Source organism: Paenibacillus sp. XP01 (genome assembly GCF_057364885.1).
Genome location: NZ_CP139481.1, coordinates 1,531,201 through 1,553,109, shown reverse-complemented (window position 1 = coordinate 1,553,109; position 21,909 = coordinate 1,531,201). Strand labels below are relative to the sequence as shown.

Here is a 21,909-nt window from a genome sequence, read left to right as displayed (position 1 = left end):
ATCGCCGGTCGTTTTCTTTTTCGCATCGAACCGATGGAGACGTTAAGCGTATGGCGATTCTTATCGCAACGGCTGTTCAAGAGAAGTTTTCCGGTAATTTCTGAAAGCCATGCGCGGTTTACGATACTTTCTGATATGATAGTAGAGGAACTTCGTTCCGCGAGAATCACTACATAAGGGAGACTTCTCCCTCACATACATTAATGGAGGAATGACCATGCTGTTTGTCGACAACCAGGGCATCACGGATCCTTCGGTAAACCTCGCCATCGAGGAATACATCCTGAAGCATCTGCCGATGGACGACAGTTATTTGCTGTTCTACATCAACCGCCCTTCCATCATCATCGGAAAACACCAGAACACGATCGAGGAAATCAACATCGAGTATGTTCAGGATAACAACGTTCAAGTCGTGAGACGTCTGTCGGGCGGCGGTGCCGTTTACCACGATCTCGGCAATCTCAACTTCAGCTTCATCACGAAGGATGACGGCCAGTCCTTCCACAATTTCCGCAAATTCACCCAACCTGTCGTCGAAGCGCTCCATGAACTTGGCGTCAACGCCGAATTGACCGGACGGAACGACCTGCAGGTGGGCGAACGTAAAATTTCGGGCAATGCCCAGTTCTCCACCCGCGGCCGCATGTTCAGTCACGGCACGCTGATGTTCGACCTGAACCTGGATCACGTACAGGCTTCCCTGAACGTCAATCCCGAGAAGTTCAAATCCAAAAGCACCAAGTCGGTCCGCAGCCGCGTCGCCAACATTCGCGAGTTGATGAGCAGCGACATGACGATCGAAGCGTTCCGCGGCGAACTGCTGCGCCACATTTTCGGCATGGAGCCTAACGAAGTTCCGCAATACCATTTGACCGAGAAAGACTGGGAGAAAATCAACGAAATCTCTGCCGAACGCTACAAAAACTGGGACTGGAACTACGGCCAATCGCCGGAAAGCAATGTGAAACATTCCCGCAAATTCCCTGTCGGCATCATCGACCTGCGTATGAACATCAAGGACGGACGCATCGAGGACATTAAAATCTTCGGCGATTTCTTCGGCGTAGGCGACGTGGCGGACATCGAGAACATGCTGCGCGGCAAGCGTTACGAGGAAAACGATGTGCGGGAAGCTCTCAAGGACCTTGACGTCAAGCATTACTTCGGCAACCTGGAGCTGGAAGATTTCATCGGACTGATTTTCTTGGAAGAGTAGCACCGAGCAACATTACCCTGCAAAATAAAGCGGAATTAACAGATTCGATTCACCTCATCATGCACAGATAAAAAGGAGAGAAACCGGATGACTTACAAACTGATCGCCATCGACATCGATGACACCCTGATCAACGACGACAAAGAAGTGACCCCTGCCACGCAAACCGCATTGGAGCAAGCCGTTGCTCACGGCGTGGTGGTTACGCTGGCCACCGGCCGCGCTTACGCCTCCGCTCAAGCGTTGGCACGCCAAACGAAGCTGAACGTGCCGATCATCACGTATCAAGGCGCACTGGTCAAAAACCTGCTGGATGAGCATGTGCTCTATGAGCGCTATGTTCCGCAAGACGCTTCCCGCAAGCTGTTCGACTACTGCCTGGAGCATAATCTGCACCTGCAAACGTACATCGACGACAAGCTGTATGCCCGCGAAGAAAACGACAAGCTGCGCGATTATGCCAAACTGAATGGCACGCAGTACCACATTGAACCGGACTTCATTAAAGTGATCGAGCAGAAAACGCCGAAGCTGTTGATCATCGACGAGCCGGATTACTTGGATAAAGTGGCCGTAGATCTGCGCGAACTGCTCGGACCTGAGGTGCACATCACCAAATCCAAACCGTACTTCCTGGAAATCATGCACCGCGAAGGAACCAAAGGACATGCCTTGACCTTCCTGGCCGAGCATTTCGGCCACGAGCTCAGCGAGTGCATCGCCATCGGCGACTCGTGGAACGACCACGAGATGCTTGAAGTTGCCGGACTTGGCGTGGCCATGGGCAATGCGATTCCTGCATTGAAAGAACTGGCCGATTACATCACGCTGAGCAACAACGAAGACGGCGTAAAACACGTTATCGAGAAGTTTGTGCTGAACGCGGAATAATCGCCCGGCAGAACATCTTCCCTTTCATGGCCCCGATTGTTTACAGCAATCAGGGCCATTTACTTCATCCAACAAAAACAGCCTGAAATGCGCAGCGGCGCATCAGGCTGTTTCCCCTTTGTAGAGATCTTTTCGGGTCTTATCGATAAAACACGGCGGTCGTAATGACCTGACTGGAATTCAGAATTTCGGAAGGCCGGATATAGGTAAGCCGATCTACGCTTGTACCGCCCCATAGAAGTTCTTTTCCTGTGCCGATTGAACATGTATGATTTATCCATAGAGGTGATAGAGTCATGAAAATCAGCAAAGGAAAATTAGTTATCTTCCTGTTGTTTGCTTTGATTCTCGGAATATTTTCATTTTTATGGAATGTCCAAAGAAGTAGGGAAGCAGAAGTACAAGCCTATCTCGTTGACGTCAAGGGATACAGCAAGGCAGACATTCTAGCCATTGACACCCATTTCGGCAAAGCGCCGCTCGTTAACACCGAGGTCATATTCAAAGATGAACCAAACGCAAGATATTTCTATAAAAAAGAGAATGGTGCTATATTTCAATATAATAGCGCACCCATAAATGGGGTAAATCCCGATTATTCATATAAACACCTTGAACCAGTTCAACCTTAGTCAAGCGCTCCACCGGAAACGCAGAAGCCCTCTCCTATCTTTGTGAACAAATAGGAGAGGGCTTTTCTACGCGGACAAAAGCTTATAAGGGTTTAACTATCATCCAACCCGTGCTTTGAATTGTACTTTTCGAATCCCTGCTCGAAATGCGGACATCACCTTGTCGTTCATGGCAAGCAGGCCGGAAACGATCAGCACGACGCCCGTCCACGTCATCCAGCTGACATGCTCGTTATAGAGCACAGCTCCCAGAACAACGGCGATTGGCGGCGAGATATACAGCCAGGTCGCCGGGAACAGCGGATTGGTGCGCGACATGATCCAATAGAACAGACTATGTCCCACCATTGAACCGATCACCGTTAAATATAACAGGGACAGGATGGCAGGCTGCCAATCCAAGGTGCTTATGCTCATCTTCCAAGGCTCGGTTACAGCCGAGAGTCCCAAAAGCAGCACGCCCCCGTACATCATTTGCACGGCATTGATCGCCACCGGATCGCTGTCGCTAAACTGGTTAATGACCTTTTTCGAATATAACGCCCCTGCCGAATAACATAATTCTCCCACCAAAACGGCAATGCAGCCCAAGAGCCACAATGCGCCTCCCCCAAACGATATGCCTGGCAGAACGACCAGCACCACCCCGCCAAAGCCGACCAAGTACCCCGCCACGATGCGAAGCGATGTTTTTTGCCGTAACAGCGCGGTTTGCATAATCATGATCATGAGCGGCCCCGTCGCCGACAAAATGGCCCCTACGCCGGAACTGACATATTGTTCAGCCCAATACAGCGTCGCAAACGTGCCAAAGGTCAATCCCATGCCTGTTAACAGCATCTCTTTCCGCCACAGCAGGGAGAGCTTCACGCGCCCTTTCATCCACATCCATGCAAACATCAGCGCCCCGGCGGCCACGAACCGCAGTCCTGCGGACAGAAAAGGCGGAAGCCCTGCCTCCACGCCGATTTTGATCGCCAAAAACGTCGTACCGAAAATCAAACACATTATCGCAAATGCTGCCGCTACCATGCCAGCCCCTCCTTCAACTGTTCACCATCATACCTTACCGTCAACAGAACAGAATGAAGAAAACAGAACAGTGATCTGCCATTTGGTGTTACAATGGACTGCAAAAGGAGCGTGGGCGGGTTGAGCAAAGCCATTTTGATGTCTGATAACAGTCTGAAACTGTATGAGCAAGTCGTGCATTATCTTGTTGTTCGCATCGAAGCCGGTGAATGGGCCGAACATGAAAAGATGCCTTCCGTACGCAGCTTGTCCGAACAGCTCGGCGTTCACCGGCTGACCGTGTTCAAAGCCTATCAGGAGCTAAAGGAGCGCGGACATGTATATGTCAAAGACAAAGCGGGTTATTTCGTCAGCCCGGCCGATCCCGCTCCGGTGACCGACCAGGCGGATGACCCTGCCGTTTCGGCGTGGCTGCATTGGGATTCGCTCGCGCGGGTACAGTCGCTTGAAGCAGACTTCCAGTTTTCCAAATCGCTGATCGATCCGGCCCTTCTCCCTAATCTCTACTGGGGAGAGCTGATGCGGGAGCTGCTGGACCAATATCCGCGGCTGCTCGGAACCTACTCGACCATTCAGGGCGATCTGGAGCTGCGAAGCGCGCTCGCCGCCCATTTGACGGCAAAGGAACGATTCTATGTCTCGGCGGATGAAGTGCTGATTGCGACAGGCGCGCAGCAAGCCATCGACCTGATTGCGCGCAGCCTCATCCGGCCCGGCGACCGTGTCATGGTGGAACGGCCGACCTACGGCCCCGCCATGGAAATTTTTCGCAAGCAAGGGGCGCGGCTGGTTTTTGCGGACATGCATGACGAGGGTTATGATATGGAACAGATCGAACGGCTGATGCGCCAAGAGAAACCCCGGCTGTTCTACCTGACGCCGACGTTCCAGAATCCGACGGGATTGAACATCGGGGCCGAGCAGCGCAAACAGCTGCCGGAATTGGCAGAACAGTACGGCTGTTTCCTGTTGGAGGACGACAGCACCTACGACATCTATTTCGGCGAAAAACCGCCGCCGCCCATTTTCACCTACGATACGACCGGACATACGCTGTACATTCGCAGCTACAGCAAATATGTCGTACCGGGCCTGCGCATCGCGGCCATCATGTGCCGGCCGCGCTTCATGCCCGGGCTGCTGGCCATCAAAACGCTGGCGGATAACGGCTCCCCGCTGCTCAACCAGAAGCTGTTTCTCCGCTATTTCCAATCGCCGCGCATGCACCAGCATCTCTCCAAGCTGCGGACCGCGATCCAGTTGCGCATGGAAGTGATGGAGCAATGCCTGCTGGAAACGGATTGGGTCTGGACCAAACCGGAAGGCGGGCTTAATATTTGGGCAGAGCTGCCGGAAGGCATCGATACGGGCCGTTTGCTGCACCGATGCATGGAGCATTCGGTGGCATTCGTGCCAGGCACGGTGTTCGACCCTTCTGACACAAGCGCAAGCCGCAAGCTGCGGCTCTCCTTCTCCTACGCGCACGAACAGCAAATCCGCGAAGGCATGGGTCGGCTCATCGAGATTGCCCGGAAAGCATGAAACGTCCTGCTTGCGCTGCACGATAAACAAATAACCCGAATGGTCCGGTTATCGCGACCCCTCGGGTTATTGTTATGGTTGAAGCGTCTCCGTTCCTTGATCAGGTTCCGGAAATCACCTTGTCAATCAATCCATACTCCACCGCTTCCGCCGAAGTCAGGAAGTAGTCCCGGTCCGAATCCTTCTCGATGCGATCCAGCGGCTGGCCCGTGCGATCTGCCAGCAGTTGGTTCAAACGCTGGCGGTGCTGGATGATCCGGTTCGCATGAATCAGCATATCCGACGCCTGGCCCCGCGTGCCGCCATGCGGCTGGTGGATCATGATCTCGCTGTTCGGCAAAGCCATCCGTTTGCCTTTGGTGCCTCCGACGAGCAATATCGTGCCAAAGCTGGCCGCCATGCCTGTGCAGATCGTGGAAATATCGGGTTTCACAAACTGCATCGTATCATAAATCGAGAACCCGGCTGTAACCGAGCCTCCCGGACTGTTGATGTACATCTGGATATCTTTGTCGGGATCCTCTGCGGTCAGAAACAACAGCTGTGCCACGATGGCATTCGCCATCTGGTCCTCGATTTCCCCGGACACCATAATAATGCGATCTTTCAACAATCGGGAGTAAATATCATAGCTCCGCTCTCCGCGGGCTGTCTGCTCCACTACGTATGGTACTACGTTCATGCTTGTCGCCTCCTCGGTTTATGCAACCATGCAGACGGCCAAGCCTGCCCCAAACATGCGCGGAACATCCTGGCCATGCAGCACGGGCTGCATCGTTTGAGACGGCAGAGCCTGCAAAATCGTGCCGGCGACGGCCATCGGGTCATCGCTCCGGTTCAGGCACAGATCGATTAGCGCCACGGCATCGCCGGTGCGGAACGCCCTCAAATAGCTGCGCAGCTGCTCTGCGCCTTGCTCATCTTCCCGCAATCCATAATCCGGGCCGGTCGACGGATCGTCGGAACCCGAATCATGCAGCCTCTGCCTGATCTTTGCAAGCGCGGCTCGAGCCCGGCTCAGGGCGGCTTTGACCGCCCCCTCCGTCGTATCCAGCAAATCCGCTGTCTCTGCCGCCGTATATCCCAACAGATCCCTTAACATATAAATGACCCTTTGCCATGGCGGCAGCCCGTTGACCAGCAGACGGACCGCCAGCTCCAGGTCTTCAAATCGTTCTTCGTGCTCCGTGTCCGCAAGCAGCGGTTTCAGGCTGTCCAGCTTCCGTGACAAGCGTGCACGCTTGCGAAGCTGGTCAATCCACGTATTACGCGCCGTGCGGACCAGATAGGCCTCCCAGTTCATTTCCGGGTTCGTACTCTGCTGCCCGGCATATGTGGAGGACCATGCTTTAAGACACGTTTCCTGCACCAGATCTTCCGTCTCCCAGACGGAACCCGTCAGCGTCATGCAATAGGCATACAGTGAACCAAGCGTTTCGGTCAGACTTGCCGCTGGCGCTTGGTTTATGCCTGTCTCCTGCTGCGCATTCCCGGTCGAAATTCCCGGATCGCCAGAAAATGCAGACATTGTGATCGGTTTGGTGCCATGGTTCATAATTCGGTTGGCATTTCGCTTTTGTTCATCAAGTGGTCTGTTGATTCTGCAATCGACGGACTTCACAAAGGCCATGTAAGGGGCCCCCCTTTGTTGGTTCCTGATTGGTCTTACATCTTGTAAACGAACAGCGGTCCGCAAAGGATACGCAGATTAGCGATTTTTTTCAACAAGGTTCGGTTTCCTTATCCAACGTTATGGTCATTCCTGCGCGAGCCAGCGTAATACCGTCAGGCAAGCCGTAATCTTTCCTTAGATCCACATCATGGGACATGTGGGTGAAATAAGCATGCCACGGCTTTACCTCGCCGAGCAGCTCTTGTGCTTCGCGCATATCGTACACCGAGCGTGTGGAGAATTCCGCCTGCTCATGCACAAAGCTCGTTCCAAGCACCAGCACGTCCAGATCATGCAGCGGTTCCTTTTCGTTCGGCTTCAAATCGATGGCATCGGAGCAATAGGCCCAGCGGAACCCTTCCCGTTCCAATCGATATGCATAAGAATATCCGTTTTTGCCGTGGCACACTTTCCAGGAGGAAATCTTCCATCCACCCAGCTCAATGCCCTCATCCGTTTCCAGAAAGTCCATATGCCTGGACAGCCACGGAAATTGACCTTGAATGACCGCAATAACCTCGCGCGGTGCATACAAACGTCCTTTAACCCCAAGCCAGCGGCATGCATCGGCCCATTCCGGCAAACCTCCGATATGATCAAAATGCGCATGGGTGATCAGCAGCGTATGCACCATTCGGAGACCCAGCCCTTCCATCTGGGACCGCCAGTCCGGTCCGCAATCGATCAGGACCCTTCTCTCATCGTCTGCATCGTGAAGCAGCACGGAAGATCGCCTGCGCCGGTTGACGCCTGTGCTCCGGGCTTCCATGCAAATCTCGCACTCACAATATACGCGCGGAACGCCCATCGCATCACCTGTGCCTACAAATGTCATCCGATTCATCCAACTCATTCGTATTCCCCTCTCGTCACGTCCATCTTAACTACTGTTGATTATATGTCATCCTCGCTTTTTTGCAAAAAAAGACCACCCTGATGCGGTACCGCTTCCGCATCGGGATGATCCTCTGACTCTTCGCGAATAACCTTGCTATGTATTGCTGCTTGCCGTTACCTGAGACTATGCCAAGGCGCGCAGTTTCAGCGTAAGCTCCTTTCCTGCGGGCACGTCCACGGATTCCGCGACGATCCAATTGCTTGCCAATCGCCGTGCCAGTATTTCGGCTTGTTCCGGCTTCAGGCGCAAACCGGTCACGATGCCTTCTCCTACGGTGAAGTCTTGATCGGCCTTCAAACCAAAGGCTTTCTCCAGCCAAATGCCGAGTCCACCACGAGTATTAAAGGTCATTCGGTACCCGTCCTTCACGGCTTCTTCCAGACGCTCGCCATGCTCTGCAGCATAGGACAGAAACTCGTCGTACACGTAATAATCGTCAGCCACTGTATCAAAGCCGGACGCGTTCTGCGTCCGAATCGCCTCCAGTATGGCCGCATCCGACATGCCGTTGATGCGTGCATGCTCCACGCGGATCGCCGTGCTTTGTGATAATTTGACTTCAGTATTCATTCCATTCACACCTTCCTGTAATATCGCTATGTTCATCGTCCCGATTCATTATAGCCTGTTCGTTCCGTCAGGTACAAAAAATGCCCCGACCGCAGCCAAACGACAAAACCTCCAGCGAGGTGCTGGAGGCTCCATGATGATCCGGTATGATCCGACTGCCGCTTCTATAGGCCTGCCAGCACCTGGTACCATACGCCGCGTTTGGAATACAGCGTATTCCGAACCTCATCCCATCCGCCAAGGTAGTCGATGTCGAACAAACCTTCGGGAACCGGGAATTCGGATGCCGTCTCCGCAAAAACGTCAGGGTCGACCGCACGAAAACCGTGCTTGGCGAAAATGCGCTGCGCTTCTGGTGTACGCAGATAGGCCACAAAAGCTTCCGCCAACTCGCGTTTTCCGTTTTTGTCCGCGTATTTGTCCACGACGACCGCCGGATTTTCGATCAGGATCGTATCTTTCGGCACCACGATATCATACTTTACTCCTTTGGCAATCCGGGCGAGCAGCTCATTCTCGTATGTTACGATGACGTCGCCCACGCCGTATTCGAAGGCTGCCATCGACGACCGGCCGCTCTTGTCCAGCGATTCCACATTTCGATGTACCTTCTCCAGAAACGCCTTCGCGGCCGCCGGGTCTTTCTTGCCTTCCTGCTCCTCCGACTGTTTCAATCCAGCGCCGTAAATGGCATTGATGTCCCACTGGGCTCCGCCTGACGTTTTGGGGTTAGGATACAGCACCTTGACGCCGGGTTTCGTCAAATCTTCAAAGTCCTGAATGCCGAGCGGATTTCCTTCGCGCGTGCCCAACACCACGATGGAACGCGTGATCATGCCGTTGTAAGGTGACTGCTTCCATTCAGGCTGCACCAGATCCGCTTTGACCAGCTTGTCAACATCGCCTTCCATGGCCAAAAGCGCGACATCCGCCTCGAATCCGCCCACGATGGCTCTCGCCTGTGTGCCCGAAGCCTCGTAGGATTCCTGGAAATGAACGGTTTTGCCCGTCTTGGCCTTCCATTCCTCCTGAAACTTCGGCAGCAATTCCGCCATGGCATCTTTGACGACGCTGTATGCCCCAATGACCAGCGTATCCGATTTCGCTTCTGCGGAGGAGCCATCCGCTGCTTCGCCTGTTTCCTGCCGGTTGCTGCAACCTGCCAGCGCGCAGACCAACAACAATAACAATGCGGCATATACCAGAGCGATGCTTTTTTTCCTGGTCTGCATGTACAGTCCCTCTTTTCAAAATTCAGCTTAGTTGACTGCTCGCAATCACATATGGTTGTCGATCGGTTACTTGAACCGAGCAATCATTCATCCCTAAATCATGACCGGCATCGGATCTTCCTTGAGCGCATTTTCCACAACCCAGCTGTCCGAATCGTTGAACAGATAGGCCCGATGCACCAGCACCCGGATCTCCTGCCCGATCTCCAGCGTTGTTTTCTCCAACGAGCGGTACGTAATGAGCTTGTGGCCTCGCACTTCCACTTCAACCATCCATTCGCTGCCACGGAAATGAAGATGCTTTACGGTACCTTTTTCCGTTGCCGACAGCATCGTGAATTCGTTCTCGAGACCGATCTCGATATATTCCGGACGAATCAGTGCCCGGGTAGCTTCTCCTTGCGCCGCTCGTTCAAAACCTTTAAGCTCGGCAGCATTCTCCACCACGGTCGATTCGCCGATAAACGTAGCCACAAAAGGGGTCTGCGGGTTTTTGTAAATGTCCCACGGCGTGCCCTTCTGCTCGACCCGTCCCTGACTGATGATCATGATCTCGTCCGCCACCTCAATGGCCTCATCCTGGTCATGGGTAACAAAGATGGACGTAATGCCTACGCGCTCGATCAGCTCTCTCAGCCAGGAGCGCAGCTCCTGGCGGATCTTGGCATCGATGGCGGCGAACGGCTCATCCAGCAGAAGCAGCTGCGGCTCCGGCGCCAACGCTCTCGCAAATGCCACGCGCTGGCGTTGTCCGCCGGACAGCTGGTGCGGATAACGCTGCTCGAACCCTTTGAGTCCGGTCAGCTCGACCAGCTCCATGACCCGATCTCGAATTTGCGCTTTGGGCGTCTTTTTGACCTTGAGCCCGAAAGCGATGTTATCGAATACGGTCATATGCTTGAATAACGCGTAATTCTGGAATACGAATCCGATGCCGCGCTCCTGTGGAGGCAAATGATTCACCACGTTTCCGTGAAAACGGATCTCTCCGGAGTCCGGGCTTTCGAGGCCGGCCAGCATGCGCAAAATCGACGTTTTGCCTCCGCCGCTCGGACCGAGCAGGCCGATCAAGTGACCTTTGGCAATATCGAACGAGACATCCTTGACCGCATGAAACTGACCGAAATGTTTGTTCAGATTCCGAACCTCAACATGCATCTCAATGCACTTCCTTTCGCTTCTTGGCCCATTCCATGATGAGCAGTAGTAATGCGGAAAACGTTACGAGAACCAATGCCACCCCGTTGGCGGCCGAAACGTTGAAGTTTTCGACGTCCTGATAGACAAGCGTTGTTGCGGTTTGCGTTTTGTTCATGATATTGCCGGATACGACAAGCACGGCCCCGAACTCGCCGAGAGAACGGGCCACGGTCAACACCAGCCCATAAATGACGGCCCAGCGGATCGAAGGCCAGGTCACGCTCCAGAAGGTTCGCCAGCTGTATGCCCCCAGGGTAGATGCAGCCTCTTCCTGTTGAGAACCCAATTCCTGCAGCACAGGCATCACCTCGCGGACCATGAGTGGAAACGTGACGAACAGCGTCGCAATGACCATTCCGGGGAAAGCGTAGACCACGTTCAAACCGATCCCCTCAAAAAAACCGCCCATGATGCTGTTCGGTCCGAGCAGCAATACAATCATCAATCCGCCGATGACAGGCGATACGGCATATGGCAGGTCCACGATGCTGTTCAGCAAACCTTTGATCCGATCGCTGAGCCATCCTGCACGAACCAGATAGATCGCCATCATGATGCCGAACAACGTGTTCAGCAGCGTGACAACGAGCACGACCAGCCCTGTCATCATCAGCGCATGCAGCGCTTCAGGCCGCAGCAGCCCATCCAGCAATCCTCCGAAACCATCTTCGAATGCACCGATGATAATCCGTCCAAGCGGAATAATCAGCAAAATAATGAATACCAGAAAGGTAAGTCCGATCAACAGTCTTCTCATCTTCTTCTCCCCCGCATCTGCACCAGATTGATCAGCCAGAGGATCAGAAATGACAGTGTTAATAGCAGCACCGAGACGGCTGCCGCTCCGGTCGGATTATCGCTCTCGATTTCCCCGTAAATAAATACGGAGGCGGTCAGCGTTCTGCCCGGGATGTTTCCCGCCACGAGTACGACGGCCCCGAATTCGGCAAGGGCTCTGGAGAAAGCGAGCATGCCTCCGCTAATCATGCCCGGCAGCATCGATGGCAGAATCACCTGCATAAAGGTACGGGCCTTGGATGCTCCCATCGTATAGGACGCTTCTTCTTCAGAAGGATCGATTTCCTCCAGCAAAGGCTGGACCGCACGGATGACAAAAGGAAAGGTCACAAACGTCATCGCGATGACGATGGCCGGCTGATGAAATACGATTTGGAACCCGAGCGATTCGGCCAACTTGCCGATGGCGCTTACCGGACCGAGCAGAAGCATGATCATTAATCCACCCACCGCCGTCGGGAGTGCAAAAGGCAGGTCCACCAGACTGTTAAGCAGCGATCTGCCCCAGAAACGGTAACGCGTGAGCACCCAGGCAACCATCGTGCCGATAACCACGTTGATCAGCGTAGCAATCACCGCCAGCCGTATAGTCAACAGCACGGCTTTCCAGGCAATCGGGTCCATCACGCTTTCCGCAAAATTGGCCCATCCCTCAGAGAATGAGTTCACGTAGACGCCAATGATCGGAAGCACGATCAACACTATGAAATACAACAATACGGTACTGCGGAATCCCCAAGTCCATCCTTTATGACGAAGAACGGTATTCATTACTGCATTCCCTCCCAGCCTCCGGCTTACTCCGGTCGGCGCTCTTTCCGCTGAATACAACGATTTCCCTTAGTTGGTTTTTATTCCTTTAATATTATTCCCATTAGTCTACTTGGTTTTGACTTATCTGATACTTTACCAGTTTACAGTACAGGTCGTCAATGCTTTTTCGAGAAGAATTGCTGGGGTTCAGCGGTTTGTTTCAACGCTCTGGATTAAGGTACAATTTGAGTATGTAATAAAGATGATCTGTCTTATAAGCAAACCATTTCAAATCGTGGATATGTAAATGAAAAGGAGTGTCACCACCATGCTGCAAACGATGAATCTGTCCACAACAAGACGGGACGAAATGAAGGATATTACGCGCGAGGTTGAGCAGGTTGTCCGCAGAAGCGGCGTGCAGAACGGCACCGTGCTCGTCTACTGCCCGCACACGACGGCAGGCATTGCCATCAACGAAAATGCGGATCCTGACGTAAAACACGACGTGCTGCTGCGCCTGGATGAAGTCTACCCTTGGGAGCATCCGCAATACCTGCATGCTGAAGGAAACACCGCTTCCCATCTTAAATCCATAACGACCGGACCTTCACAAACGATCATCATTCATGAAGGGCGGTTGCTGCTGGGTCGCTGGCAAGGCATTTACTTTTGCGAATTCGACGGACCTCGTTCCAGGGAATATTTTATCAAAATCATGGAGGGCTGAACAAACACGAACAGGCGGTCCGCCCTCATTCGGGCCATAAACCGCCTGCTCTTTTCTTTTCTGCATAATAACTTTCGTAAGATAACGTAATAAAGAATTAATGTTATGACAATTCACCGCCCTGAAGTATGAAGTGTGACGAAAGCGCCATTATTGGACGCCAGGCTGGTGTTGAAGATTGCGGCATAACACTTTTACATGTGTCAGAGCTGCTGCTTCGATCTCGGCAAACGTCAATCGGTCTTGTATATAGTAAGAGATAAATCCATGCATCGACAGAAACAATGTCCTTGGCACACATTGAATGTCTTCCTCCGGGCAGCCTTCCTCTTTCATGTATTGGCGCACAATGGAGGCAAACAATTCGAAGCAGCGTCCCTGCTCCGTCCTGCAATAAGACAATAATTCCTCATCCCGAATCATAAACATGATCTCATACTGATACGGATTTTCCAGCGCAAAACGAATGAACTCCATCATGATCTGCTCCACTTTGGTCAACTCGCTCGTTCTAGGCCTGACCATGGCTTGCAGCAGCAGATGTCCCAAGTGGTTGAAATCTTCAACCACGATGGCATAAAACAGTTCTGCCTTTTCCTTGAAATGGTAATACAGCGACCCATGACTATAGCCCAGATGCTGGCCGATGCTCCGCATCGAAATGGCGCGGTATCCTTTGGTTATAAAAAGATGCCTCGCCGCCTCCAGTATCCGCTCCCTCGACAACTCCTGTTCGACTGCTCTTCTAGCCATATATTTTATTCCCCTTCAATAAAATAAAGCCGCTGTCCCTCCGTGACCCGGGATTGCCCTTGCGTCAAATCCGTGATCCAGGCGATGAATGCCTCGGTCTCACTATCCGGCGGAAGACAAGTCAACGTAACCTTATCGGTAAAACTCGTTTCACCTGTACGGACTTCCCGGCTCCTTAATTCATTCTCCACTTTGCCCAGCCACGTGTAATCCAGCTCCACGAATACTTCGCGATGCAGAACCCGCGTAATTCCTTCTCCTGCTTCGATGGCTGCAACCGCACCATCCGTGTATGCACGGATGAGCCCACCGGCGCCGAGCATGATTCCCCCGAAATAACGCGTGACGACGATGGCCACATTTTTCAATTGCTGGTTCCGGATGACTTCAAGAATCGGCTTGCCCGCCGTACCGCTCGGTTCGCCGTCATCGGACTGCTTCTGAATCTCATCCCGCTCGCCAATCATGTAGGCTGAACAGTTATGCGTAGCATTCCAATGTTTTTTCTTGATTTCATCGATAAAAGCAATGGCCTGCTCTTCAGTCTCCACCGGCATGATATGCCCGATGAAACGCGACTTCTTTATGACGATTTCCTTGTTTCCCGGTCCGCGGACCGTACGATAACGTTCAAGCATGTCGTTCCAACTTTCTGATTTGATCCATTTTACAACAAAGCAGTTCCCCGCGTAAACGCGGACGAACTGCCCTGTGTTCACAACATCGGACCTCGGCAGCCGAAGCTGCCTAAATCCGGAATGCTGTTCCATCCTTTATAACCAATCTATATGAGCAAAACGATGAATTATTCGGAAAGTCTCGCTTCCAGCGCTGCTTTCTCTTCTTCATAGCCTGGTTTGCCCAGCAATGCAAACATGTTTTTCTTGTAAGCTTCAACGCCCGGTTGGTCAAAAGGATTGACACCCAGCAGATATCCGCTAATGCCGCATGCTTTTTCAAAGAAGTATACCAGATAACCGAACGAATATGGAGTCATATCCGGAATGTTGACGATCAGGTTTGGCACTTGGCCGTCCGTATGCGCCAGCAACGTTCCTTGGAATGCTTTTTTGTTGACGAAATCCATCGTTTTTCCTTCCAGGAAATTCAGTCCGTCCAGATCGTCCGGATCGGCTTCGATAGAGATGTGTTCCGCCACTTCAGCAACCTGGATTACGGTTTCGAAGATATTGCGGCTGCCTTCCTGGATAAATTGTCCCATGGAGTGCAGGTCTGTCGAGAAGTCGACGGAGGCAGGATAGATGCCTTTGAAGTCTTTACCTTCGCTCTCGCCGTACAGTTGTTTCCACCACTCGGACACGAAATGCAAGGATGGCTCATAGTTTACGAGAATTTCCGTGCCTTTGCCTTTGCGATACAACGCATTACGAACGGCTGCATATTGGTAGGCCTGGTTTTCGGCTACGTTCGGGTTGCTGTATTCTTTGGAAGCGTCAGCCGCGCCCTGCATCATTTCTTCGATGTTGATGCCTGCAGTCGCGATTGGCAGCAATCCGACAGCCGTCAGCACGGAATAGCGTCCGCCCACGTCATCCGGAATGATGAAGGACTCATAACCTTCTTCATTAGCCAATTTTTTGAGAGCGCCGCGCTCTTTGTCCGTTGTTGCATAAATGCGTTTGCGAGCTTCTTCTTTGCCGTATTTTTTCTCCAGTTCAGCGCGGAAGATCCGGAAAGCAATTGCTGGCTCCGTTGTTGTACCGGATTTGGAAATGACGTTCACGGAGAAGTCTTTGCCTTCGATCAGGTCCAGCAGATGGCTCACATAAGTGGAGCTGATGTTGTTGCCTGCAAAATAAACTTCTGGCGTTTTGCGTTTTTCTTTTGGCAAATTGTTGTAGAAGGAGTGTGTCAGCATTTCGATCGCTGCGCGTGCACCAAGGTAAGAACCACCGATACCGATTACGATCAGTACATCGGAGTCGCTTTGGATTTTGGCGGCTGCCTTCTGGATGCGGGAGAACTCTTCTTTGTCGTAAGCGGTTGGCAGGTCGATCCATCCCAGATAGTCGGAACCCGTTCCTGTACCGTTATGAAGCTGCTCATGTGCCAGGCGGATCGGTTCAGCAAAATAATCCACTTCATGCTGGCCTACAAATTGCAGGGCAGTGCTGTAGTCAAAGGTCACTTTTTTAGCCATGATATTAAACCCTCCTGATTATATGTGTTTGGTCCGTTTCAATGAATCAACTTAGCATTAGGATACTGCAAATCCACGGGGCTGACAAGCTTGCGAAACCAACTTTGTCATCCGGCAAACGAAGTAAAAAGGGTAAACCGGACCTTGCTCGAAAGGCCCTGCTTACCCTTATTGTGTTATTCCGCCGGGTACGAGCAGCAATAATCGGTAACGCTGCGTATCTCCAGTTTGAATTTGGAATTGGCAGGCACATGGAATGTGGCTTCGCCTTGAATCTCCAGCCAGTTTTCCTCGCCCGGGAGCAACACTCTCAGGTCGCCGGACAGAATCTCCATGATTTCGCGGGAATCCGTACCGAACTCGTAGCTGCCTGGAAGCATGATGCCCAGAGTGACTTTGCTGCCATCTCCCAAAATTACCGTTCTGCTGGTTACTTGGCCTTCATAATAAATGTTGGCCTTTTTAACAACGCTGACTTGATCAAACTGTGACATTCGTACCCGCTCCCCCTGAAGTTAAATAGACGTTATCTTAAGCGCTGTGGTTATTACAGCAATGCTTTTACGCGGCTAACCACGTTTTCCACAGTGAAGCCGTATTCTGCGATGACGCGGTCTCCAGGCGCGGATGCACCAAATGTGCTGATTCCGAGAATGTCGCCTTGGTCGCCAACGTATTTTTCCCAACCCATCGGGTGAGCCATTTCAATCGCCAGACGTGCTTTGACATCAGGCAGCAGGACGGATTCTTTGTATGCTTTGTCTTGTTTGTCGAACAAATCCCAGCTCGGCATGCTGATGACACGAACTTGAATGCCTTCTTCAGCCAGCGCGGCTTGAGCTTTGACAGCCAGCTGCACTTCGGAACCTGTAGCGATGATTTGAGCAGCGGCTTTGCCGTCTTTCGCATCAGACACAACATAAGCACCGCGTTTTACGTTCTCGCGTGCGCCTTCTACCGTTCCTTCGAGGATCGGCAGGTTTTGACGAGTCAGCACCAGCGCAACCGGGTTGTTTTTGTTTTCGAGCGCATAAGCCCATGCTGCGGAAGTTTCATTGCCGTCAGCCGGACGGATGACCGTCAGGTTAGGAATGATGCGCAAGGAAGCCAATTGCTCGATTGGTTCGTGAGTCGGTCCGTCTTCACCAACAGCGATACTGTCGTGAGTCAGAACGTACGTTACAGGCAGACCCATCAGAGCTGCAAGGCGTACAGCCGGACGCAGGTAGTCGGTAAATACGAAGAACGTACCTCCGAATACTTTTACGCCGCTGTGCAATGCCATACCGTTCATCGCAGCAGCCATGCCGAACTCGCGGATACCGAAGTAGATGTTGCGGCCGGAGTAATCTTCTGGCGTGAAGTTGGCGATGTTGTTCAGGTGTGTCATTGTGGAGCTTTCCAGGTCGGCAGAACCGCCTGTCAGATAAGGCAGGTTAGGTGCCAGACCGTTCAGGGCGTTACCGGATGCCACGCGTGTGGATACCGCTTTGTCTGTGGCCGCGTATTTAGGCAGATCGCGATCCCAGCCTTCAGGAAGTTCGCCGCTGATTGCCGATTCGAACTGAGCTGCCAGCTCAGGGTATGCTTTTTTGTACTCGGCGAATTTCTCGTCCCAAGCTTTGTTTGCCGCGATGCCGCGCTCTTTCACTTGCGCGAAATGGTCGCGAACTTCAGCAGGCACGTAGAAGTCCTCTTCGTATACCCATTTATAGAATTCTTTGGTCAGTTTGGCTTCTTCCGCACCCAGTGGGGATCCGTGCGTACCGCCGTGGCCGCCTTTACCTTGTTTGTTCGGGCTGCCGTAACCGATCACGGTTTTCACTTCGATCAGTGTAGGACGAATGCTTTCCGCTTGTCCTTCCTGGATTGCTTTTTCAATTGCAGGCAGGTCGTTGCCGTCTTCAACGCGCAGCACTTGCCAGCCGTATGCTTCGAAACGCTTCGCGATGCTTTCGGAAGAAGACAGGTTCAATTCGCCGTCCAGCGTGATGTCGTTGGAGTCGAACAATACGATCAGTTTGCCGAGGTGTAGGCGTCCGGCAAGCGAAGCCGCTTCATGGGATACGCCTTCCATCAGGTCGCCGTCGCCGCAGATCGCATACGTATAATGGTTAACTACATCAAAATTGTCTTTGTTGTAGGTTGCGCCGAGTTGTGCTTCAGCCATAGCCATACCTACAGCCATTGCAATCCCTTGGCCGAGTGGTCCTGTCGTAGCATCAACACCCGCAGTGTGCCCGAATTCCGGGTGACCAGGCGTTTTGCTTCCCCATTGGCGGAATTGTTTCAGTTCTTCCATAGGCAGGTCGTAACCGCTCAGGTGCAGCAAGCTGTACAGCAGCATGGAACCATGTCCTGCGGACAGCACAAAACGGTCCCGATTTACCCATGTCGGGTGAGCCGGGTTATGTGTCATCGTTTTAGCAAAAAGCTGGTACCCCATCGGAGCGGAACCCATCGGCATGCCCGGGTGTCCGGATTTTGCCTTTTCGATGGCGTCAATCGCCAGTGTACGAACCGTCGTGATCGACAGGTTGTCGATTGTGCTGTTTACGTCCTTTTGAATCGCTTCGTTCTTGTCAGTCATGGTTTGTCCTCCTCATGTCTTTAGATAAGTCGGGTGCGCAAGCGAATCCCTCTCATCATACAAGCAAACCGTATATAACAATAAGTAAATCCGCTTGAGTGTTTCATTTTGACTTATTCACTTTTGTATTGTATCACTTGGCGAGGCGCTTTTCCATAACCTCTTTTCGGCGAACAGGGAAATTCGGTCGTTGGAGATCGTGAAAGTGGCTTCCGCTCAGCTTTGGGGCGCAAATTGCCCGCTATATACCAAATTTGCCCAGGCCATGCCGATCCTCTTACATTCCTCCACAACTCGGATCGCCCCATGCTTCCATCGGATGAAGTATAACCCGAAACCGGAAAACCATACTCTTTGTGGAACAATGCCATAAAAAAAGACGAACTCCCCTCTCAATGAACGGGAGCCGCCTTCAACAGCCATTTTGCATGGCATTACAATTGCAAATTAATCCTGCACAGCACTAAACTATAAGGTTAAAAAACGACCGTTTTATTTTCGTGAACCAGCACCCGGTCCTCCACATGCCACTTCACTGCCCGTGCCAGCACGACGCGTTCAATGGTGCGTCCGATGCGTTTCAATTCGTTCACGTCGTCACCATGGCTTACACGCTGCACATCCTGCTCGATAATCGGTCCGCCATCCAACTCTTCGGTAACATAATGCGCCGTCGCTCCGATGATTTTTACGCCGCGCTTGTATGCCTGAGCATACGGTTTGCCGCCGACGAACGCCGGAAGGAACGAATGATGAATGTTAATGATCCGGTTGCGATAATGTTCAATGAACGTTGGCGAGATGATTTGCATATAACGCGCAAGAATGATCACGTCGATATCGTCGCCGATGACTTCCAGCTGGCGTTTTTCCGCCTCGGGCTTGGTCTCTGCGGTAACCGGAATGTGATGGTACGGGATACCGAAAGATTCCACGTAATCTCTCATATCCAAATGGTTGCTTACGACCAGGGCGATATCGGCATCCAGGTCGCCGGCCTGCCATTGCCACAACAGTTCCACCAGACAGTGGTCTTCCTTGGATACAAAAATGGCGAGTTTCTTTTTGCGGCTCACCGCCGTCAACGTCCATTCCATCCGAAACTTGCCTGCCACTTCGGCGAAGTCTGTCTCGAGCTTGTTCAAATTGTCAGACAATTGCGGCAGATCGAACTCGACGCGCATGAAAAACATGCCTCCGGCCGGGTCCATCGTATATTGGTCGGACTGAACGATGTTTGCACCGTGCTGGTGCAGGAAATGCGATACGGCTGCTACGATTCCGGGTCCATCCGGACAGGAAATGAGCATCCGCGCCCGGTCGGCGCGGTTTTGTTGATCAGGACGTAATTGTTTGGCATGAATCTCCATCGGGTACTTTTCCTCCTTAAATTAAGCCGTGACGAGCAGCTCTTTGCCGGCCAGCCAGGCGATCAAACGATGATTCAGTTGTTCCTCGCTCAAATCCGGGAACAGGGCAGATTCCGTCACCATGTCGTACAGGCGCTCCAGCGGCTCGCGCGGATCGGCCTTCTTGGCTTTGGCATCATTTTTGAGCAAGTTCCATACATCGAGAATATAAGAGCGCGGATTGATTTCCTTGCCTTCGAAGAAGTGATGCAGCTGCTCGACTTCAGCCAAAAATGACTGGCCGAAACGGCCGGCAACATCCCCGCGCAGCAAAGCGATTTCCACCTCATACATCGGGCGCTGCGTCTTGGCATCTTTGCCGATCCACGGGGTTTCCAGAATGAACGGACGCCCCTGAAGCTTCTCGTGATGCACAACCCGGTTAATCGCTTCGAACCCGATCCATCCCGAGCCGATCGGGGTGTGGCGGTCCTTGCGTGCGCCCACCGGATTTTTGCTGTCATTGATATGCATGACGGCAATGCGATCCAGTCCGACGATGCTGTCGAATTGTTCGAGCACGCCGTCCAAATCTCCCACGATATCGTAGCCTGCATCGTGAATATGGCATGTATCCATGCAGATCGTCAATCGTTCGTTATGCTTGACCTTTTCGATAATCTGTGCGATCTCTTCGAAGCTGCGTCCCATCTCCGTGCCTTTGCCGGCCATCGTTTCCAGAGCGATATTGACATCCGTCTCCTTCACGCCGTCCAACACCTCGTTCAGGCCTTGAGCAATGCGCTCAATGCCGTAATGCGCATCCTTGTCGGTGAAAGCACCGGGATGCAGCACGATATTTTTCACGCCGATGGCATGCGTCCGCCGAATTTCTTCCTGCAGGAAGCTGACGGCCAGCTCGTACGTATTTTCTTTGTAAGAGCCCAGGTTAATGATGTACGGCGCATGCACTACGATTTCATCCATGCCCGCAGCCTGCATGGCCTGTTTGCCTTCTTCGATGAACATGGATTCAATGGGCTTGCGGCGCGTATTCTGCGGAGCACCCGTATATATCATAAACGAACTTGAGCCGTACGAGGACGCCTCATTCGTTGCACTCAATAATCCCTTGTCCGAAAAGGACACGTGAGAGCCTATTTTAAGCATCATTCATCCCCCTTTGTTTGAGTTATCCCCTATTCTAACGCGATTATCGAAATAAATCTAGAAATGCGATATAATTCGGAATACAGGCTATTTTTAACAGCATTCCGGAACATGGGTAGCGGAGGGTTTCTTTCGCAAAATTCAATGAACCGAGGTGACCTTTTACAGTGATGTTCGATCCACTTGTTTTGACGCTGGCTAGCAGCTCGCCCAGCAACTGGTTTATGAACACGATCGCATTTTGGACAGTCATCCTGTTAGGCAGCATGTGTATCGGCGGTTTTTTTATGATGCGCAAATTTCTGAAGGTATTGCCCAAAGCGGACGGCAAGTCCAAGCTGGATTGGCAAAATCACTGGGTCGAAACCAGCCGGCATTTATGGACGGACGACGCCAAAGCCTTTTTGGATCAGCTGGTGGAGCCGGTGCCCGGACCGTTCAGGGACATCGCGAAGCATTCCATTGCGGCTGAAATCGGCAGAATCGCCATCGAAAGCAAAGCTTCCGAAGTCACCCGCGACCATTGCATCAAGGGATATATTATCGCCACGCCCAAGCGGGACAATAAGTTTCTTGTCCGTTTTTTGCAAAAAAACGAAATTGATTATTCGCGTTACGAACATTTGATGAACAAATGAAAAAGGATAAGATTTTAAGAACGTCGCTTTTTGGTGACTCCTCATGATAAACGAATAGAATCCCACACAGGCTCCGGCA

Annotated in this window: 22 protein-coding genes; 6 read left to right on the top strand and 16 right to left on the bottom strand. The window is 52.2% G+C overall.

The features are described from left to right. Nucleotides 1-217 precede the first annotated feature (217 nt). The 3 genes from lplA (at nt 218) to SNR34_RS07045 (ending at nt 2,742) form a co-directional block, all read left to right on the top strand. Nucleotides 218-1,219 (top strand): lipoate--protein ligase, encoded by a 1,002-nt coding sequence (gene lplA / locus SNR34_RS07055; RefSeq protein WP_486181500.1) that lies wholly within the window; start codon nt 218-220, stop codon nt 1,217-1,219. Nucleotides 1,220-1,306: 87 nt separating this feature from the next. Further along, complete coding sequence (locus SNR34_RS07050) at nt 1,307-2,110, top strand: Cof-type HAD-IIB family hydrolase (protein ID WP_339276706.1); 804 nt, start codon at nt 1,307-1,309, stop codon at nt 2,108-2,110. Between the two features lie 296 nt (nt 2,111-2,406). After that, nucleotides 2,407-2,742: a DUF3139 domain-containing protein gene (locus SNR34_RS07045; RefSeq protein WP_486181499.1), complete on the top strand. Its 336-nt coding sequence runs from the start codon at nt 2,407-2,409 to the stop codon at nt 2,740-2,742. A 99-nt stretch (nt 2,743-2,841) separates the two neighbouring features. On the opposite strand, the gene SNR34_RS07040 is transcribed toward SNR34_RS07045, so the two are convergent. After that, entirely contained in the window at nt 2,842-3,774 is a 933-nt protein-coding gene (locus SNR34_RS07040; protein WP_486181498.1) for a DMT family transporter, read from the bottom strand. A 93-nt stretch (nt 3,775-3,867) separates the two neighbouring features. Here SNR34_RS07040 and SNR34_RS07035 point away from each other — a divergent pair, with 93 nt between their 5' ends. Then, complete coding sequence (locus SNR34_RS07035; protein WP_486181497.1) at nt 3,868-5,316, top strand: aminotransferase-like domain-containing protein; 1,449 nt, start codon at nt 3,868-3,870, stop codon at nt 5,314-5,316. Nucleotides 5,317-5,416: 100 nt separating this feature from the next. On the opposite strand, the gene clpP is transcribed toward SNR34_RS07035, so the two are convergent. The 8 genes from clpP to cysT form a co-directional block, all read right to left on the bottom strand. Continuing rightward, nucleotides 5,417-5,998, bottom strand: a complete 582-nt coding sequence (clpP, locus tag SNR34_RS07030; RefSeq protein ID WP_236415048.1) for an ATP-dependent Clp endopeptidase proteolytic subunit ClpP — start codon at nt 5,996-5,998, stop codon at nt 5,417-5,419. An 18-nt stretch (nt 5,999-6,016) separates the two neighbouring features. Then, on the bottom strand, nt 6,017-6,946 hold the full coding sequence (locus tag SNR34_RS07025) for an RNA polymerase sigma factor (protein WP_486181496.1): 930 nt from the start codon (nt 6,944-6,946) through the stop codon (nt 6,017-6,019). A gap of 91 nt (nt 6,947-7,037) precedes the next feature. Then, the gene (locus SNR34_RS07020; protein WP_486182418.1) at nt 7,038-7,832 is read right to left on the bottom strand and encodes an MBL fold metallo-hydrolase; all 795 of its coding nucleotides are present in this window, start codon (nt 7,830-7,832) and stop codon (nt 7,038-7,040) included. Between the two features lie 177 nt (nt 7,833-8,009). Continuing rightward, nucleotides 8,010-8,456, bottom strand: a complete 447-nt coding sequence (locus SNR34_RS07015) for a hypothetical protein (RefSeq protein ID WP_236415050.1) — start codon at nt 8,454-8,456, stop codon at nt 8,010-8,012. A gap of 164 nt (nt 8,457-8,620) precedes the next feature. Then, nucleotides 8,621-9,688, bottom strand: coding sequence for a sulfate ABC transporter substrate-binding protein (locus SNR34_RS07010; protein WP_339276698.1), 1,068 nt, complete (start codon nt 9,686-9,688; stop codon nt 8,621-8,623). A gap of 93 nt (nt 9,689-9,781) precedes the next feature. Beyond that, nucleotides 9,782-10,846 carry a sulfate/molybdate ABC transporter ATP-binding protein gene (locus tag SNR34_RS07005; RefSeq protein WP_236415052.1) on the bottom strand — a complete coding sequence of 355 codons (1,065 nt, stop codon included), beginning with the start codon at nt 10,844-10,846 and terminating at the stop codon, nt 9,782-9,784. A gap of 1 nt (nt 10,847) precedes the next feature. Beyond that, nucleotides 10,848-11,645 (bottom strand): sulfate ABC transporter permease subunit, encoded by a 798-nt coding sequence (locus SNR34_RS07000; protein WP_486181495.1) that lies wholly within the window; start codon nt 11,643-11,645, stop codon nt 10,848-10,850. Continuing rightward, nucleotides 11,642-12,457 (bottom strand): sulfate ABC transporter permease subunit CysT, encoded by an 816-nt coding sequence (gene cysT / locus SNR34_RS06995; RefSeq protein ID WP_236415054.1) that lies wholly within the window; start codon nt 12,455-12,457, stop codon nt 11,642-11,644. The genes SNR34_RS07000 and cysT overlap by 4 nt, the downstream gene beginning before the upstream one ends. Before the next feature lie 310 nt (nt 12,458-12,767). Between cysT and SNR34_RS06990 the strand changes: the two genes are divergently transcribed. Beyond that, complete coding sequence (locus tag SNR34_RS06990; protein WP_486181494.1) at nt 12,768-13,169, top strand: secondary thiamine-phosphate synthase enzyme YjbQ; 402 nt, start codon at nt 12,768-12,770, stop codon at nt 13,167-13,169. A 150-nt stretch (nt 13,170-13,319) separates the two neighbouring features. Here SNR34_RS06990 and SNR34_RS06985 read toward each other — a convergent pair whose 3' ends face one another. The 7 genes from SNR34_RS06985 to SNR34_RS06955 form a co-directional block, all read right to left on the bottom strand. Further along, on the bottom strand, nt 13,320-13,922 hold the full coding sequence (locus SNR34_RS06985; RefSeq protein ID WP_236415056.1) for a TetR/AcrR family transcriptional regulator: 603 nt from the start codon (nt 13,920-13,922) through the stop codon (nt 13,320-13,322). A gap of 5 nt (nt 13,923-13,927) precedes the next feature. Continuing rightward, nucleotides 13,928-14,560 (bottom strand): YigZ family protein, encoded by a 633-nt coding sequence (locus tag SNR34_RS06980; RefSeq protein WP_236415057.1) that lies wholly within the window; start codon nt 14,558-14,560, stop codon nt 13,928-13,930. Between the two features lie 167 nt (nt 14,561-14,727). Continuing rightward, entirely contained in the window at nt 14,728-16,083 is a 1,356-nt protein-coding gene (locus tag SNR34_RS06975) for a glucose-6-phosphate isomerase (protein ID WP_339276690.1), read from the bottom strand. Nucleotides 16,084-16,259: 176 nt separating this feature from the next. After that, on the bottom strand, nt 16,260-16,577 hold the full coding sequence (gene ppnP, locus SNR34_RS06970; protein ID WP_236415061.1) for a pyrimidine/purine nucleoside phosphorylase: 318 nt from the start codon (nt 16,575-16,577) through the stop codon (nt 16,260-16,262). A gap of 53 nt (nt 16,578-16,630) precedes the next feature. Continuing rightward, nucleotides 16,631-18,673, bottom strand: coding sequence for a transketolase (gene tkt, locus SNR34_RS06965; protein ID WP_486181493.1), 2,043 nt, complete (start codon nt 18,671-18,673; stop codon nt 16,631-16,633). Nucleotides 18,674-19,149: 476 nt separating this feature from the next. Next, nucleotides 19,150-20,043, bottom strand: coding sequence for a formyltetrahydrofolate deformylase (gene purU / locus SNR34_RS06960; protein WP_486181492.1), 894 nt, complete (start codon nt 20,041-20,043; stop codon nt 19,150-19,152). A gap of 21 nt (nt 20,044-20,064) precedes the next feature. Next, nucleotides 20,065-21,192 carry a deoxyribonuclease IV gene (locus tag SNR34_RS06955; RefSeq protein ID WP_236415386.1) on the bottom strand — a complete coding sequence of 376 codons (1,128 nt, stop codon included), beginning with the start codon at nt 21,190-21,192 and terminating at the stop codon, nt 20,065-20,067. A 170-nt stretch (nt 21,193-21,362) separates the two neighbouring features. Between SNR34_RS06955 and SNR34_RS06950 the strand changes: the two genes are divergently transcribed. Beyond that, nucleotides 21,363-21,830: a DUF2621 domain-containing protein gene (locus SNR34_RS06950; RefSeq protein ID WP_236415388.1), complete on the top strand. Its 468-nt coding sequence runs from the start codon at nt 21,363-21,365 to the stop codon at nt 21,828-21,830. Nucleotides 21,831-21,909: the final 79 nt, after the last annotated feature.